Genomic DNA, 15,432 nt, shown 5'->3' on the forward strand with positions numbered 1-15,432 from the left:
GCTAAATTAGCGATATTCCAATTTATTGAAGGTTGGTATAACCGAAAAAGAATTCACAGTAGCTTAGGATATAAAACTCCACAAGCCATTGAAGATCAAATTACAAAAACAGCTTAAGATTTAACTTTTTTGTGTCCAAAATATTGACTCAAATCCAGTTGTTGGTAGCTTGAAAGGGGGGAAGAGACTAAATGTTACTTATTCTAATGATCTTGCTATTCTTATATCTTCCAGTGGTGCTTTTTAAAGATATTAAGAAGTATAATTTAATTTTTTATTCCATTTTATGCAGTATACCTTTAATAGTTTGTTATCCACTATACTTTTTAATGAATTTTTATAAAATGGAAATAGGAGAATTTTATTCTTTACTTATACTATTAATGATAATATATTATTTTTTAATTAACTTTTTTATTGGCGAAAAAGTTAATAGTCAAGGATTTTATAGGCTTCCTTTAAATAATTATAAAACAGTCATAAACGTAGAAGAAACATTTAAAAAACAAGGTAAGATTGCTGAAAATAAAAATAATCTAAACCTTGAAAAAATCAATATTAAAATTGAGCTTGGACGAAGAGTCGGAATAAAGGAGTTAAGTTTATATAATTTAGAGCAATTAGCATCTATAATCCATACAAAAGATTATTCTTCTCTATTGCATATTATGCTTATGTATGATGGAAAAGTTGTTGATGTCGAAAATATTATATTATGTAAAGTAGTGAAACGTGGCTTTAAGAGATCAATTTATATTACTAATCTATCAGAGCCTAAAATTATCCAAAAGGAAATTGATAAAATAGTTACTAAACTAAAGCTTAATAATAAATCTATAGTTGGCCTATAGAACTAAGTTGTATGAATAAAAAGAACCTTTTTTGAAGATTTGAACTGTGCCCCATTTTACGGACAGTATAAAAAAAGTGCCTAAGCGGCTAATAAGTGGTCCCGGTATTGTACCGGGGCCATTTTCTTTAGCCCCCATTGGTTACGATGTTCATTATATTCTTCAATAACTCGATCAATTTCTTCATTCACATCCGTTAAATTAGTACATGTTTTATATTCTGCCAAATCCTTAAAGTGGCCAAATAAACTTTCCATTGGCGCATTAACCCAACAGTTTCCTTTGCGGGACATGGATTGGGTTATCCCGAGTTCCTTCACTTTGCGTTGAAAGAGCGGATGGGTGTAATGGAACCCCTGTTCAGAATGAAGGATTGCACTCGGATGGAACTCGTGACACACAGCCTGCTTTAGCTTATTTAAAGTCTCGTAAACGATATCCATTTCTAATGAAGTAGATAGATGGTACGTAACGATTTCTTTTGTGGCGGCATCTTTTACGCAGGATAATTACGCTTTTTGGCCTTTCCCATAAAAAAGATAGGTAATGTCAGTAAGCAGGATCTTCCCTGGCACCTCCTGATTGAATTTACGATTAAGGAGGTTTGGACAAGTAAGGTGCTCCTTGCTTGCCTTGGCCATCTTCCGATACGGGTTGGCCCTTCTGATTTTTTGCCAGAAGATTATATTTTGTCATCAACCGTCTGTTTTCTTATGATTTATTACGGCAGAGTAGTCATTCTCCATAATCATTTTGATTTGGAGAACGCCTACTTTTTCCTTTTTATTGATGAAAATATTTCTGATCAATTCTATGTCCAATCCATCCTGTTCTTCACGAAGCTCACGATAAGGAGCTGTTCTTTAACCAATCATAGTAACCACTTCGACTTACACCAGCCAATTTGCATAGATAAGAAACACCCTTCTTTAATTGGTGTATTTTAATCGTTCTTTCAATCAGATAGAACTTCTCAGCAGAAGTTAGAATTATTTCTTTTTCAGAGCCTGCCTTTCTAGCTCTTCCAGCTTTTTTAGGAAGTCATTTTCTGCTTCAAGGAATTTGATTCTCGCCTCGGCCTTCCTAAGTTGTTCTTCTACAGACTGAGGCTTGGAAGTGGGGCGTCCTGTACTTCCTTTTCCACGGCGTTCCGTAAGAAAGCCTTCCTCACCAAACCTTTCAAAGGTACTACGCCAACGCTGGAGGCAACGTTTGGGTTGTTTCTTTCCAATTATTTCGAGATTAATTCCCTGGCCAATGAACATTTGAGAGGGGACTTTCCCCTTTTTATCTTCTTTAACAGCTTTTGTCTTAAATTCCGGACTATAGGAAATAGATCGCTCGGAAGCACTAATGATATTTGGATTCTTTTCAAGTTCTTTAATCTGAAATTCAGTATATATATTCTTACTCATAGAAACCCTCCGTCCATACTCATTACATCTATTGAAACATAAAAAAATCCGGATAAGTGACACTTTTTTATGTGTGTCCGTTATCCGGGGTATAGTTCATTTAAGATTGGTGGTTTTCTTCTTTTACGTGGGCAATTATTTCTTCGATTTCACATTATAGTAGGTCACAAATATTCATCAATAGATATAGCAATACGTTTGCATATGATAAATTTGAAACAAAACATAAATACAACCTTGATTCAAGTAAACTGGTTTTGAGCTAAGGTCCAATTCCACCGTTTTATATCGTAAAGTAAAATAGATAAAAGAACATGGTGAGATAAATGTGTGGTCAATTTTTTTTACAAAGTTATATCTATAATCGTTTATTTTATAATGATTCGCTATATTTCTGGACAAGACCCAAAAGAAAAAGAATATATCTGATTTGAAAGTTAAAACAACTGATGGTTTATATCAAATTAACATTGCACCTAGAGACACTCGAGAAATAAACCAACATGTAGACTTTATAAAACGATTTTCATAAGGTTAAATTATATAACAACCACTTTTATGGTTTTTACAAAAGAGAGCCTCTACTATCCATTAAGTTAATAGAGACTCAACCAAATAAATAAAGAAAATGTGTGGCATTTGATTAATTATTCTTTTGAAAATTTTTGAAGAACGCCTATATGAATGTTGTCATCCGTGCATTAATACAGAAATATTCAATTTACACATATGCTAAAAGAGAAGACTAGAAAATCTTCTCTTTTCCCTTTATTATTTAATCCTTATCAAGAAATTTTGTTCTTTTCTCTCCCAGCAGTTTAGCAGCCTTTTTAGCCTTCTCCTGCTCAGGGTTTGTATAGAGGGCAGCCGTTGTGGTTGACGTATGACCCAGTTGAGTCATCAGCAAATGGATGTCTCCTGACTGCTCCATTAAGTTCGTCCCATATGTATGCCTCAGTTTGTGAGGGGGCATGGATTTATTGGACTTAAATGCCTTCGTGTATTTCTTTACTAGCGCCTCAATGGCGCGGTTGGAAAGAGGGGTGGCTCCATTATTCACCCTAGTCAAGAATACATAGGCCGTATCATTATTTAAACCCCTATAACGTTCCGATCGCACAGCTAGGTAATCTTTTATGTCCTGCATGGACGGAGGAGAGACTGCCACTACATCCTTTTTTCCACCCTTACGTAATACATGTATTTGTTTTTCCTCGAAATCCAAGTCTCGTAGCCTTAAGTTGGATAACTCATTCACCCTGATGCCACTTCCCAAGAAGAGGGATAAGATTGCAAAATCACGTTCCTTGTCTCTTTTAAAAAAATGATTTTGAAAGTTCACTGGAAAAGGAGGCGAACCAGGTATGGTCTAACTTGCCTGATCAACGCCTTAAGAGGGTGGGTTTTTTTAGAAAAGACATCGGTTTGGAGAAAAAGGACCAGTTTGTCCGTACTTATATCAATGAGCGTTTTGTGGAACGGTTGAAAAAAGAAATGAAACTTGGTAAGTAAGTCATGGGAGGGCATGCTTTACATTAACATAATTAATGATAAAAATATTTACAATCACTAATCCAACAGATTCACATAAAAACAGTAAATACATCAGTATCCATCTTATTTCATGGTTTCAATTATGGAAATTCACCTGACAACAAAGTTGTATCAAAAAACTATCTAGCTGAAAAATGCGACAAAAGTCCTTGCAAACAAGTATACAAGGACTTTTATAAGTTACATAAAAGAAATAGCACCACTAATTATAGCTAATACTGTTAAGATTAACGATGTCAAGATGGCCCATTTGTATGCGAATTTCTGATATTCTCCAAGGTCTTTATCAACCATACCAACTAATAGAATGGTTGATGCAACAAGTGGACTCATTAAATGAGCGGGTTGTCCCAATATAGAAGCCCGAGCAATTTCTAACGGACTAATACCATAGGCTGAAGCTGCTTCTGCAAGAATAGGGAGAACTCCAAAATAATAGGCATCATTCGATAAAACGAAAGTGAATGGCATACTTGTAATGCCAACAATGACAGGAAAAAACTGTCCTAATGAAGCAGGTATTATCGCAACCAGTCCATTAGCAATAGCATCAACCATTTTTGTACCGGAAAAGATTCCTGCAAATACTCCTGCCGCAAAAACTAATAGAACAACAATTAACGCGTTTCCAGAGTGTGCCAAGATACGTCTTTTTTGCATTTCCAGATTGGGATAATTAATCATTAAAGCAATAGCGAATCCAACCAAAAATAAAATAGGGGAAGGTACCAATCCCATAATAAGAATGACCATAATGCCTACCACAATTAATAAGTTAACCCACAAAAAACGAGGACGTTTAATGTTAATATGAGGAAATGTTTCAGTGGCTTCATTTTCTACAGTAGCAGCTATTTCATTTTTCAACTCTTCTATGTGTATTACACCAAGTCGTTTACGTTCTTTTTTCCCTAAAATAAATGCGACGAAAATAACCCAAAGAGCACCACCGATCATGGTAGGAATAAGTGGAACAAAAAATTCGGATGCATCAAGTCCCAATACTGCTATTGCTCGGGTAGCAGGTCCACCCCAGGGGGTCATACCACTCATAACACTTAAAGCTAGCATGGCTACTGTGGCTAAAACCAATGGATTCATACCGATTCGTTTATAAAGTGGATACATAGCTGAAACAGTAATAATATACGTTGTTGTACCGTCTCCATCTAGGGCCACGAGTAATGCAAGAATTGTGGTACCTATCGAAATTTTGACAGGATCTCCCTTGACAACTTCTAATAACTTTTTGATAAGTGGGTCAAATAAGCCCGTGTCTATCATAATACCAAAAAACAATATGGCGAATAATAATAGTGCAGCAGAAGGAGCGACTAGCTTAATGCCTTCCATCATCATAGTGCCAATTTTACTTCCAAAACCACCAACTGTTGCAAAAACGATCGGAACTAAAGTTAAAGCAACAATGGGTGATAAACGTTTGGACATAATTAAATAGGTAAAAACGGTAACCATGGAGATGCCTAAAATTGTAAGAAACATTATTATATCCCCTCCTATATTTTGAATGCGCTTTCAAATAATTTCTGGATGACTAAGAAATAATTTTGTGACTCTTCAGAAAAATTAACTGGTAGATTAATAAGTTTTACACTATGCTTATGCGCGCTATTCTTTATTAAAGGTAATACAGAGAGAACAATAAGTTAAATACATATTTTTTTTGTATTGGTATCAAAATAATTTATTCTTTAATAAAGAATGGGGAGGAGAGCAAATAAAGCCATAGGATAAGTGATTCAATAACGAATTTTTTTGAAATTTAATGCTATTTTTAGTATTTAAAAAGAAGTCATCATCTAATTATTGTGGATGATAACCTTCATTTTTTTAAAAATCAGACTTTTTCAGTGTTCTTGAGCAAAGCTCGCTCCTTTTTTATTTAACATTTAGTTTTAACGTTACTGTTCTTGTCTTTTTTTCTTAAACTTAATTTTAATACCAATCTTAGTAATGGAGGCACTGCGGCATAAATAAAAGCCATCCGAAATAGTTGATAGCTGGTAACAGTAGATACATCAGCATTTACTTCTTGTGCAATGATTCCCATTTGATCCATTCCACCAGGGGCTAAACTTAAAAAACCCGTAATAGTTGATAAATCATAATACTGGGTCAGTAGAAAACTAAAAAACATTGTTGCGCAGATCAAAATCAGTCCGTTCATCAAAGCCAAAAATAAGGTTTTTCTTTTGTTGTCAAGTTGTTCCGGTTTTAATAGTAAACCGATATAACCGCCAACCATAAATTGAGATATATCAAGAAGTGAAGGAGGAAGTGGTGGTCCCTGCAAACCAAAAAGGCCTATTGCAGCAACAGCGATTACTGGTCCCAAAAAGTAAGGAGCTGGTAATTTGATTATTTTACCTATTCTTGCTGCGAGGAAACAAATAAGCGCGAACAGAAAGATAAGAGGAAATAAATCACTCCACACTGGAATAACGTTATCCATTATTTTAGATGAGTCGTTGGTACTTTTCGCTGCAAAAATAGGACTGAAAATTAAAAGGGGAACTAAGAAAACAACCATTATCACTCTTGTAACATGGAAAAAGGTTACTGTCGTAATATCAATACCTTTCATTTCTTCTGCAAACACAACAATTTGTGACAAACCTCCAGGAATACTACTCGTTAAGGAGGTAGGATAGTCAATGCCGGAATATTTTGTCATAACAAAAGCTGAACATACACACACAAGGACAATTAAGGTTGTAAGGATCAACATTGAGGGAAGGTGACTAATCATGTCAGACAGTGAGCTCTTGGTAAAAGAGATGCCAATTGAATAACCTACAATAATTAATCCAGTATTTCTCATCGAAATGGGCCAAATTAATTTAACGTTTTTGAAACGTGATGCAATTAATAGGGCTGCCATTGGACCTAGAAGCCAGGGGATTGGCAACCTGATAAGAGAGAAAAGGCCGCCTCCAATAAAAGCAGTTATAAGTGCAGCTGAAAATTGGATTTTCTTGCTTGCATTATTTAAATCCCACTTTTTCATATTAATTCTCTTCCTTTGTACTAGTTTTAATTCGTTTCGTCTTATTTCTATTGTTTAGAATCATTAAGAAAATCTATAAATGCTTTTACTTGTGCCAAATCCATAGTCACATCCCGATAAAAAACCCAAGTTTCTCTAAGCAAATAGCTATTATCGCTTAATACAATGGGGAAAGTATACAGTGGTTCATCATTTTTAATACAGATTTCTGGTAAAATGGCATATCCTAGACCATTAAGAACCAGTTCTTTACATGTTTCAATCCGATCTACCTCCATTGAAATCTTAGGTGGTACCGCAAAGGTTTCCTGCCACCAGTTTTCAATAGTATTCCTTAACGATTGGTCTGTCTGATAATTAACTCTAGGAAGAAAAGGAAGTTCTTTTAATTCAATTTTTTTACTGGAGGCAATACAAATCTTTTCTTCTTGAAATAACACTTTATTTTCCTGCCATTTGTAAGGGCCTCTAACTATCCCGAGGTGTGCTTCTTCTTTTTGAAGCATTTGATGAATTTGAGAACTCCATCCAGTTTTCAAACTAATTTCAACCTCTGGATATAGGTTTAGAAATTCTTTTAATAATACTGGTAGTTTATAACGGGCAAACAAGCCAGATACACCCAATCGCAAAGTTCCTTTTACTTTTTTATCCAAATTTGAAAGGTGTTCTTTTGCAGCTCCTAATTGCTTACGCATATTTTTCGAATATTGAACGAGGTATTCCCCTTCAACTGTAAACTCGACACCTCTTTTGCCTCTAGAGATTAAATTTGTTTTGAACTCTTTTTCCAGCTGTTTTATACGATAGGATAAAGCTGGCTGAGAAATAAATAGTCGTTGTGCTGCCTTTGTTATATTTCTTTCTTCGTAAAGAGTAATTAAAATAAGCCAATCTTTTTCATCCATAAAATTTTTCTCCTTTAACCATAAAAAATATTTATGGGTAATTATAAATAATAATAATTTATTTGATTTCTAAAAGTATAATACAACTAATGAATAAAAGAATCTATCTTTTTATGTACAGCAATAGACTCACTCTAGTTGGCGTTTACTGCATTTTATCATAAAATTTTTCTATGGCAATGAATAAAAAAACAATATTATTTTTATTCATTATTTTCACTTATTATTTACATGAAGAGTTATCACTACTTAACAGGAGGGGTAAAAATGGCAAATACACAAAATTATGATGTAGTTGTAGTAGGGGCAGGAAACGCAGCTTTATGTGCCGCAATCTCAGCAAAAGAGGGAGGTGCTAGAGTTCTTGTATTAGAACGAGGACCATTGGAAAAGCGTGGAGGAAACTCTTTCTTCACAGATGGAGCCATACGTGTAGCCTACAATAATTTAGACGCAATCAGAAAAGTAATACCTAAATTAACAGACGCAGAAGCCGAGTTAATTGTTATGCCTGAATACACTGAATCGGATTATTTAGATGATTTAATGCGAGTAACAGGTGGACAGAGTAATCCTGAATTAGCAGAACAGCTGGTTACTAAATCGTATGAAACAATTGCGTGGATGCGTGATCAGGGAATAAAATTTGAATTGAATTATGAAAATCAATCTTTCGTACAAGATGGCAAGCGCAATTTCTGGGGAGGACTGCCTATCAAAACGGAAGATAAAGGCGTTGGCTTAATGAGACAGCTCTTTGCGCGGACAGAAGAAATTGGCATTGACGTTTGGTACGATTCACGTGCTGTGGAGCTTATATCAGAGAATAAGACAATATCCGGTGTCGTTGTTGAGAACGATCATACAATGGTAACAGTTCAGACATCCGGTGTGATTTTGGCTTGTGGCGGCTTTGAAGCCAATAAGCAAATGAGATGTGAAAATATTGGTGAAGAATGGGAAGCGGCAATTGTTCGTGGAACCGAATTCAACACAGGAGACGGCATTTCCATGGCTATGGCAGTCGGGGCTCAAAAATTTGGACAGTGGTCTGGATGCCATTCGATTGGGACAGATTATAACGCGCCAAAAGTTGGAGACTTCACGAAGCCGGGAGATATTTTTAAAAAGCATTCTTATCCGTACAGTGTCATGCTTAATAAGGAAGGGAAACGTTTTGTTGATGAAGGAGCAGATTTGCGAAATTACACCTATGCCAAATACGGCCGTGAGGTATTAAAACAGCCTGGACATGTGGCATATCAAATTTATGATGCACAGGTACGCCCGATGCTGCGTAAAGAATATGACCTTGAAGAAGCGACTATTTATAAAGCAGATACACTTGAAGAGTTGGCTAGTTTACTGCCGGTCAATCAAACACAATTCCTTAAAACGATCGAAGAATATAACAGTGCCGTACAAGATGGTGAGTATAGACCGGCAGAGAAAGATGGCAAAGGAACGAAAGGAATTACCCCTCCTAAATCCAACTGGGCACTTCGAATTGAGCAAGGGCCATTCTATGCTTTCCCTGTAACGTGCGGAATCACCTTCTCGTTCGGTGGTTTGCATGTAGATGCTACGGGTCATGTGTTAAACAAAGAAGAACAACCGATAAAAGGTCTCTTTGCGGCTGGTGAAATGATTGGGGGGATTTTTTATGAAAACTATCCTGGTGGATCCGGGTTAATGTCTGGAGCAGTCTTTGGAAAATTAGCTGGTTCATCCGCAGCCCACTATATTCAAGAAAAGGTTGAAGCGATCAATAATCATTGAGTCTTTTCCTTTCATAGTTAATTAGATAAGAATGTGTCCAAAAATTCTAGGGATACATTAAATAGAAGAATAAAAAACAGCCAAGGCTTAAAAAAGTTCTTGGCTGTTTGGTACTTCAAATATTAAAAGTCTTTATGCATTGATTAAAACTCACTTATACAAAACAAGGATCATTGAAGTAAACTATTTCGGAAAGAATTTTAGTGCCTTTCATATTTTTGAATAGTTCTTTCGCTTCTTTTTCTGTGTCAAATTCAAATATTTTAATATTTCCTTTTAAAAAGACAGTGATGACCCACATTGCAAAGCCTCCAAGTGATAGATAATTTTTTTGCGTAATTTGCAAATCAATTCAAATCAAGCTAATTGATAGGAAAGCTCGTAATTTTTTTTCGTGTACACGTATCCCTCTAAAATGATTCTCGCTGTGCGTACCACTTTAATAGCGCGTATGTGTCCTGCCAAAAAATCAACTTTTGTTTCCATTATCCCCGCTGGGTGGGCTAATCGAAAAATTTCCTGTTTGATGTTCACCATCTCAGATAAAATCGTTTCCTGTAAGTAAGCTCCTGCAGTTGCACAGATTGCTCCTGTAATAGCAAGAGCTTGATGGGGCTTTTGCATCGACATCATTCTGATCATCAAATCCATCTCTGACGCTTTTCTTTCCGATCCGTTTAAATCGACGTAATCCATAGGAGGAGCAATTAGAGTCATTTTAGGCACAGCAGGAGATTGGACAGTTGCTGATTTCTTATCGGAAAATTGACACATTTCAGCTGCAATAGACCGGATTTCTTCTAGTTCATTTAATTTTTCCTGTGAATATTCAGTGGGCAATTCGCTTCCGTTTAGACCAATATCCTGTGCCCTTACAAAAACAAGTGGATTAGCAACATCAATAATTGAAACTTGAATCAGTCGATCCTTCGTTTTAATCATGTCAATTGGATTTCCTGTAGGGAATAGTTTTCCTGTAACTGCTCCTTCAGCACGAGTAAAAGAAAGATAGATAGGTGATCCTTTACCAGGCACGCCTGGAATTGAGCAGCTGCCTTCTGTTTTCACTTGTCCATTTTCAACCTCTACTTCTGCAATAATCAATTTCTGTGTATTTGTGTTAAAAATTTTCACCGTTGTAACAGGTTCTTTTGCCGGAACTAATCCGTGCTCAATTGCGTAAGGTCCTACAGCAGATGAAATATTACCACAATTCCCTTTAAAATCAACCATTTGATTATCGATGCTGATCTGCGCAAATGTATATTCCACATCGAATTCTGGTGAATCCGATTTTTTAATAATCGCAGCTTTACTTGTCAATGAATTCGCTCCTCCAAGACCATCAATCTGTCTCCGATCCGGACTGCCCATCACGTCAAGTAAGAAACCTTCCCAGTGTGAGCGATTCGAAGGCATATGTTCAAAGTTAAGGAACACACCTTTACTTGTCCCGCCGCGCATTACAACTACTGGTACTTTCATTGTATAACCACCTTTTCTCAACCAATTTATAGCACTACCGGTTCCATTGAAAATATAGTATGATAAGTTCATTAATAAGTAAAATACATATTTTTTTAATAAAAATGATAAAAAAACTTATAATCTAAAAGTGGGAGATGGTTAAGTGGACGAAAAAGATTGGATTGCGATAAGGGTACTATATGAAGAAAAAAACATTAGCCGTGCCGCAGAGCGTTTATATATATCACAGCCGGCGTTAACGTACCGGCTTAAAAATTTAGAAAAAGAATTTAGCACGAACTTATTTTTCAAAATAAAAGGAGGGATTGAGTTTACTTCCGAAGGGATACATTTAGCGGGCTATGCGGAAGAAATGGTGAAAAAGTTGCAAAAAACGAAAGATTATATGCTGAATATGAAAAATGAGGTAAGAGGAACGTTAAGGCTTGGTGTTTCCAGCAACTTTGCCCAATATAAACTACCAGAAATATTGAAAAAGTTTTCAACACAATATCCCCATGTACAATTTAATGTGAATACAGGCTGGAGTACAGAAATCATGCATCTTCTGGATTCCTCTAGTGTTCAATTAGGTATTCTGCGTGGAAACTATGAATGGTATGGAATCAAATCGCTACTGCATAAAGAAAGACTTTGTTTAATTTCTAAGAAAGAGGTAGACTTGGATAATTTGCCAGAACTTCCATTCATAAATTATAAAACCGACAGTTCTTTAAAAAACTTAATAAATGGCTGGTGGCATGATAGATTCCCGGAGCCACCATTTGTAACTATGGAAACAGATCGGCAGGAGACGTGCAAAGAGATGGTCAAAAATGATCTTGGTGTTTCTATTCTGCCGGAAATATGCCTGCAGCCTTCAGATAGCTTGCATACATACGGGTTATCCTACAAAAATGGGAAGCCGCTGTTAAGAAATACATGGTTAATGTATAACCAGGATTCTTTAAAACTATCTACTGTGAAAAACTTTATTGATTTCTTGAATAAAAATTCCAATCTTTAACGAAAAAGCACAATGAAATTTATTGACAATTTCATTGTGCTTTTTCGATTTCTTAATTTAATATAAGATGGATTATAAGTTTTTTTTTCGAAAAAGTAAAAAAATATGTATTTCACTTATTTTAAGAAATGAACTATTCTAAAAATAGAAACCAAATCAACAGGGAAATAGAAAATATTATATAATGTTTTTTAACTATTCAAACTTTTTATCCGATTTGTAAGCGGTTTCTTTAATAGGAGGGGATTCATATTCTTACGTTACTTGGAGTTTCAATGGTCGTTGTCTTTACTTATTTAATCATGTCTAAACGGTTATCACCTGTTAATTCTCTTGTGGTCATTCCAATTATCTTTGCATTAATTGGCGGATTTGGTCCAGAGCTCGGAGATATGATGCTCGATGGAATAAAGGTTGTCGCACCTTCAGCCACTTTGCTATTGTTCGCTATTTTGTTTTTCGGAGTTCTGATTGACGCTGGATTATTTGATCCACTTATTAAAACTATGTTAAAAATTGTAAAAGGGGATCCGGTTAAAATAGCGATAGGAACAGCAGTAATCGCAATGACCGTTGCCTTAGATGGTGATGGTACCACGACTCATATGATTACGATTTCCGCTATGCTGCCTCTTTACTTACGACTTGGTATGAATCCACTTATTCTTGCCACTATTTCTATGCTGGCTGTCAGTATTATGAGTGGTATGACTCCTTGGGGAGGACCTGCAACAAGAGCAATAGCATCTTTAGGTCTCGATGCAAATGAATTCTTTGTCCCGATTATCCCAACACTATTCGCAGGTATTGCAGCTATTCTTTTTACCGCTTATGTACTTGGGAAAAAAGAGCGCAAAAGGCTTGGTGTTGTACATATCAAAGCTGCACCTGAAATGAAAGGAGCTCTTGCTGAAGCAGCGGTAGCTTCCGCTATACAAGACGATTTAAAGCGCCCTAAATTAATATGGATCAATCTTTTGTTGACGCTCACGGTTATGGTCATTCTTGTAATGGGCTTCGTACCGGTACCTGTGTTGTTTCTAATCGGGTTTGTGCTTGCTTCAATCATTAATTACCCTAATCTAGAACAGCAAAAAGAGCGAATCGTGTCACATGCAGGAAACGCAATAACCGTCGTCACATTAGTATTTGCGGCTGGTATTTTCACAGGGATCTTTTCCGGAACGAAAATGGTAGACGCCATTGCAAATTCATTAGTGGCCATCATTCCGGATTCTTTAGGCTCTTTTTTACCGATGGTCGTTGCGTTCACCAGCATGCCATTTACGTTCGTTTTATCCAATGATGCTTACTACTTTGGTGTTTTGCCAATTCTTGCCGAAGCTGGAGAAGCTTATGGAGTGAGTCCTTTAGAAATTGCCAGAGCTTCCGTACTGGGCCAGCCTGTACATTTCTTAAGTCCACTCGTGGCATCGACTCTTTTACTAGTAGGGATGGTAAAAACAGATATCGGGGAACTACAGCGGTATGCATTTAAATGGGCTCTAATTTGTTCATTAGTCCTTATCATTGTTGCTATCTTGTCAGGGGCTATTATTTAAGTACAATGTTATCTAATAAATTCTTCGAACTTAAACAAAGTAGGGCTGTGCCAAAACCAATTATTATTAGTGGTTTTGGCACAGCCCATTCTTTTATTTAATTCCAGAAGTCTCGCCGCTAGCTTGAAAAATTATTTTTACGATTGTTTTCGCAAGGTTCATAACCGTGTATAGACGAGTATCATTTAAAAATTGCATGGTTGGCAGCGGATCTATATAATTGACCATTCCTGTAATATGATAATCTCCCACTTCCGGCAATACTTTTTTTAAAGCTTTCCCTGGGACAAGAGGTCCATCCTTCAAGAAAACATGACCGACCTGGTTTTGATTCCCTAAACAAGCATCCACACTAAAAATAAGAGGCTTTTTGAATTGTTTTTTTATTATTTTCAACGTGTCTTTTAAATTAAATGCATGAACGGGATTTTCCAAAGTACCGTAAACACGATAAGGCACCGTATGTTCTTTAAGCATTGTCCCGACTAAAGGGCCTAATGAATCCCCAACTGAGCGGTCTGAACCAATACACAGAAAGATTACATCTTCATTTTGACATCCAGAAGATTGAATAATCTCTTTGACTTTTAATGCTAAGCAGTTTATTTCTTCGCCTTTTGGTTCCACAGAACAAATTGCTCCTCTTCTTGTAAATTAGACTCACCTTAATTCCCCTTTGTTCTATTATACGAACAAAAAGGACATGATGCATGTAAATATAAGCATATGTTTGAGAATGATAGCTAACACTCTGAAAAATGGCAGTAATTCAAAACATGCCCTTTAATTTATTTGGCGAGGAAGTGGGAGTTGTTTTACAACTAGAAAACGTAAATACCCCTAAATGAAATTTTTCAATATGATATAAATAATATTAGCAGACATTCCCAATATATTACACAAAGGATTTACAGATTGATTGCCCGAATAGCTTAAGTGTAACTTTTCACAATTAATCTTAAATTAGTATGCCTACTGTTCATAATTCCTCAACAATCTGGTCCAATTGTTGAATAAAGATCAAACAGCACTCTTTAACTCCCTCAGTTTAATACGATTTTCTCACAAATACTCGCTTATTCGCAGGATTTCATCACCATTGAATTTAAGTTCACGGTTAATTGGAGTGATTTCAGGACATGAAGATTTCGTGAAGGCATAGTGAAATAAAGGAGTTGTACAACACTCCACATTTTACCATATAATGTACATTCTCCACGCCGCCCCTGAAGGCTTTCCCTCCCATGTCTCAACGGGTCAATTGCCCTATCATTCCTTCGTCATGCCTATCCAAGGGGTGGAGGCCAGCTATGCTATCCTGATGGGTCGGTGCCCTTTTGTTCAAGAAATCTGGTACTCCGTACATATTTGAAATCCTACGAATAAGCCAACATTCGTAAAAAGAAAAAGTCTATGAAAATTAGTTTTTGAAGGTTCCCTTCGAGAACCCTATTAAAAAATCCCCCTTTAAAACTACGCAACCAGTTCAGTTATAGGTTGAACTTTATCTGCACAATAAGACTCGTTTCTGCGTGCTATTCCAACAAATATCCTGGCAAGCTTACCTACCAATTTCATAATCGATTTCATTTTCTTCATTTTTTTCACCTTAACATTATGGGTATGAATGGCTCGAAATTCCGTGTTATTCATCACAAGACTCATGGTGGCTAAGTAAAGGAAACGCCTTAGCCTGGATCGCCCTCGCTTAGAAATGACAATTTGGCCTTTCCACTTTCCAGAGCTTGCTTCAGCCAGATGCAACCCAGCGTGCCGAAGTAAAGAATTACCGTGTGAAAAACCACTTAGATCTCCTGCTTCACCTAATATTCCGGCTAAAG

14 protein-coding genes and 1 pseudogene are annotated in these 15,432 nt (G+C 36.3%); 5 read left to right on the plus strand and 10 right to left on the minus strand.

Going from position 1 to position 15,432, the window contains the following annotated elements; genetic code table 11:
* A partial coding sequence (locus LQ203_RS26485) for an IS3 family transposase (protein WP_356715595.1) occupies positions 1-117 on the plus strand: 117 nt, incomplete at its 5' end.
* A gap of 74 nt (positions 118-191) precedes the next feature.
* Positions 192-851: a hypothetical protein gene (locus LQ203_RS26490; RefSeq protein WP_230162818.1), complete on the plus strand. Its 660-nt coding sequence runs from the start codon at positions 192-194 to the stop codon at positions 849-851.
* An 80-nt stretch (positions 852-931) separates the two neighbouring features.
* Here LQ203_RS26490 and LQ203_RS27790 read toward each other — a convergent pair.
* The 6 genes and pseudogenes from LQ203_RS27790 to LQ203_RS26515 form a co-directional block, all read right to left on the minus strand.
* Positions 932-1,339, minus strand: a pseudogene (locus tag LQ203_RS27790) (IS3 family transposase); the annotation flags it as partial.
* A 501-nt stretch (positions 1,340-1,840) separates the two neighbouring features.
* Complete coding sequence (locus LQ203_RS27795) at positions 1,841-2,266, minus strand: HTH domain-containing protein (protein ID WP_356715587.1); 426 nt, start codon at positions 2,264-2,266, stop codon at positions 1,841-1,843.
* A 775-nt stretch (positions 2,267-3,041) separates the two neighbouring features.
* On the minus strand, positions 3,042-3,608 hold the full coding sequence (locus LQ203_RS26500) for a tyrosine-type recombinase/integrase (protein WP_230162820.1): 567 nt from the start codon (positions 3,606-3,608) through the stop codon (positions 3,042-3,044).
* A gap of 392 nt (positions 3,609-4,000) precedes the next feature.
* Positions 4,001-5,323 carry a citrate:proton symporter gene (locus LQ203_RS26505; RefSeq protein WP_230162822.1) on the minus strand — a complete coding sequence of 441 codons (1,323 nt, stop codon included), beginning with the start codon at positions 5,321-5,323 and terminating at the stop codon, positions 4,001-4,003.
* Positions 5,324-5,723: 400 nt separating this feature from the next.
* Positions 5,724-6,848, minus strand: a complete 1,125-nt coding sequence (locus tag LQ203_RS26510) for an AbrB family transcriptional regulator (RefSeq protein WP_230162824.1) — start codon at positions 6,846-6,848, stop codon at positions 5,724-5,726.
* A gap of 47 nt (positions 6,849-6,895) precedes the next feature.
* The gene (locus LQ203_RS26515) at positions 6,896-7,756 is read right to left on the minus strand and encodes a LysR family transcriptional regulator (RefSeq protein ID WP_230162825.1); all 861 of its coding nucleotides are present in this window, start codon (positions 7,754-7,756) and stop codon (positions 6,896-6,898) included.
* 267 nt (positions 7,757-8,023) lie between these two features.
* Between LQ203_RS26515 and tcuA the strand changes: the two genes are divergently transcribed.
* Entirely contained in the window at positions 8,024-9,535 is a 1,512-nt protein-coding gene (gene tcuA, locus LQ203_RS26520; RefSeq protein ID WP_230162827.1) for an FAD-dependent tricarballylate dehydrogenase TcuA, read from the plus strand.
* 154 nt (positions 9,536-9,689) lie between these two features.
* Here the strand turns inward: tcuA and LQ203_RS26525 are convergent, their stop codons facing one another.
* Positions 9,690-9,836 carry a hypothetical protein gene (locus LQ203_RS26525; RefSeq protein WP_164468794.1) on the minus strand — a complete coding sequence of 49 codons (147 nt, stop codon included), beginning with the start codon at positions 9,834-9,836 and terminating at the stop codon, positions 9,690-9,692.
* A gap of 56 nt (positions 9,837-9,892) precedes the next feature.
* Positions 9,893-11,020, minus strand: a complete 1,128-nt coding sequence (locus tag LQ203_RS26530; protein WP_230162829.1) for a PrpF domain-containing protein — start codon at positions 11,018-11,020, stop codon at positions 9,893-9,895.
* A gap of 145 nt (positions 11,021-11,165) precedes the next feature.
* Here LQ203_RS26530 and LQ203_RS26535 point away from each other — a divergent pair, with 145 nt between their 5' ends.
* Complete coding sequence (locus LQ203_RS26535) at positions 11,166-12,029, plus strand: LysR family transcriptional regulator (protein WP_230162831.1); 864 nt, start codon at positions 11,166-11,168, stop codon at positions 12,027-12,029.
* Positions 12,030-12,280: 251 nt separating this feature from the next.
* Entirely contained in the window at positions 12,281-13,591 is a 1,311-nt protein-coding gene (locus tag LQ203_RS26540) for a citrate:proton symporter (protein WP_230162835.1), read from the plus strand.
* Between the two features lie 93 nt (positions 13,592-13,684).
* On the opposite strand, the gene yyaC is transcribed toward LQ203_RS26540, so the two are convergent.
* Both yyaC and LQ203_RS26550 read right to left on the minus strand, forming a co-directional pair.
* Positions 13,685-14,218, minus strand: a complete 534-nt coding sequence (gene yyaC, locus LQ203_RS26545; RefSeq protein ID WP_230162833.1) for a spore protease YyaC — start codon at positions 14,216-14,218, stop codon at positions 13,685-13,687.
* An 846-nt stretch (positions 14,219-15,064) separates the two neighbouring features.
* Positions 15,065-15,432 (minus strand): IS110 family transposase (locus LQ203_RS26550; RefSeq protein WP_230156707.1); only part of this gene is annotated, 368 nt, incomplete at its 5' end.

It is taken from the genome of Peribacillus sp. Bi96 (assembly GCF_918698115.1).
Taxonomy (GTDB): domain Bacteria; phylum Bacillota; class Bacilli; order Bacillales; family DSM-1321; genus Peribacillus.

Coding starts and splice junctions, on each gene's coding strand:
- LQ203_RS26490 (WP_230162818.1), top strand. CDS start 192: ATGTTACTTATTCTAATGATCTTGCTATTCTTATATCTTCCAGTGGTG.
- LQ203_RS27795 (WP_356715587.1), bottom strand. CDS start 2,266: ATGAGTAAGAATATATATACTGAATTTCAGATTAAAGAACTTGAAAAG.
- LQ203_RS26505 (WP_230162822.1), bottom strand. CDS start 5,323: ATGTTTCTTACAATTTTAGGCATCTCCATGGTTACCGTTTTTACCTAT.
- LQ203_RS26510 (WP_230162824.1), bottom strand. CDS start 6,848: ATGAAAAAGTGGGATTTAAATAATGCAAGCAAGAAAATCCAATTTTCA.
- LQ203_RS26515 (WP_230162825.1), bottom strand. CDS start 7,756: ATGGATGAAAAAGATTGGCTTATTTTAATTACTCTTTACGAAGAAAGA.
- tcuA (WP_230162827.1), top strand. CDS start 8,024: ATGGCAAATACACAAAATTATGATGTAGTTGTAGTAGGGGCAGGAAAC.
- LQ203_RS26525 (WP_164468794.1), bottom strand. CDS start 9,836: ATGTGGGTCATCACTGTCTTTTTAAAAGGAAATATTAAAATATTTGAA.
- LQ203_RS26530 (WP_230162829.1), bottom strand. CDS start 11,020: ATGAAAGTACCAGTAGTTGTAATGCGCGGCGGGACAAGTAAAGGTGTG.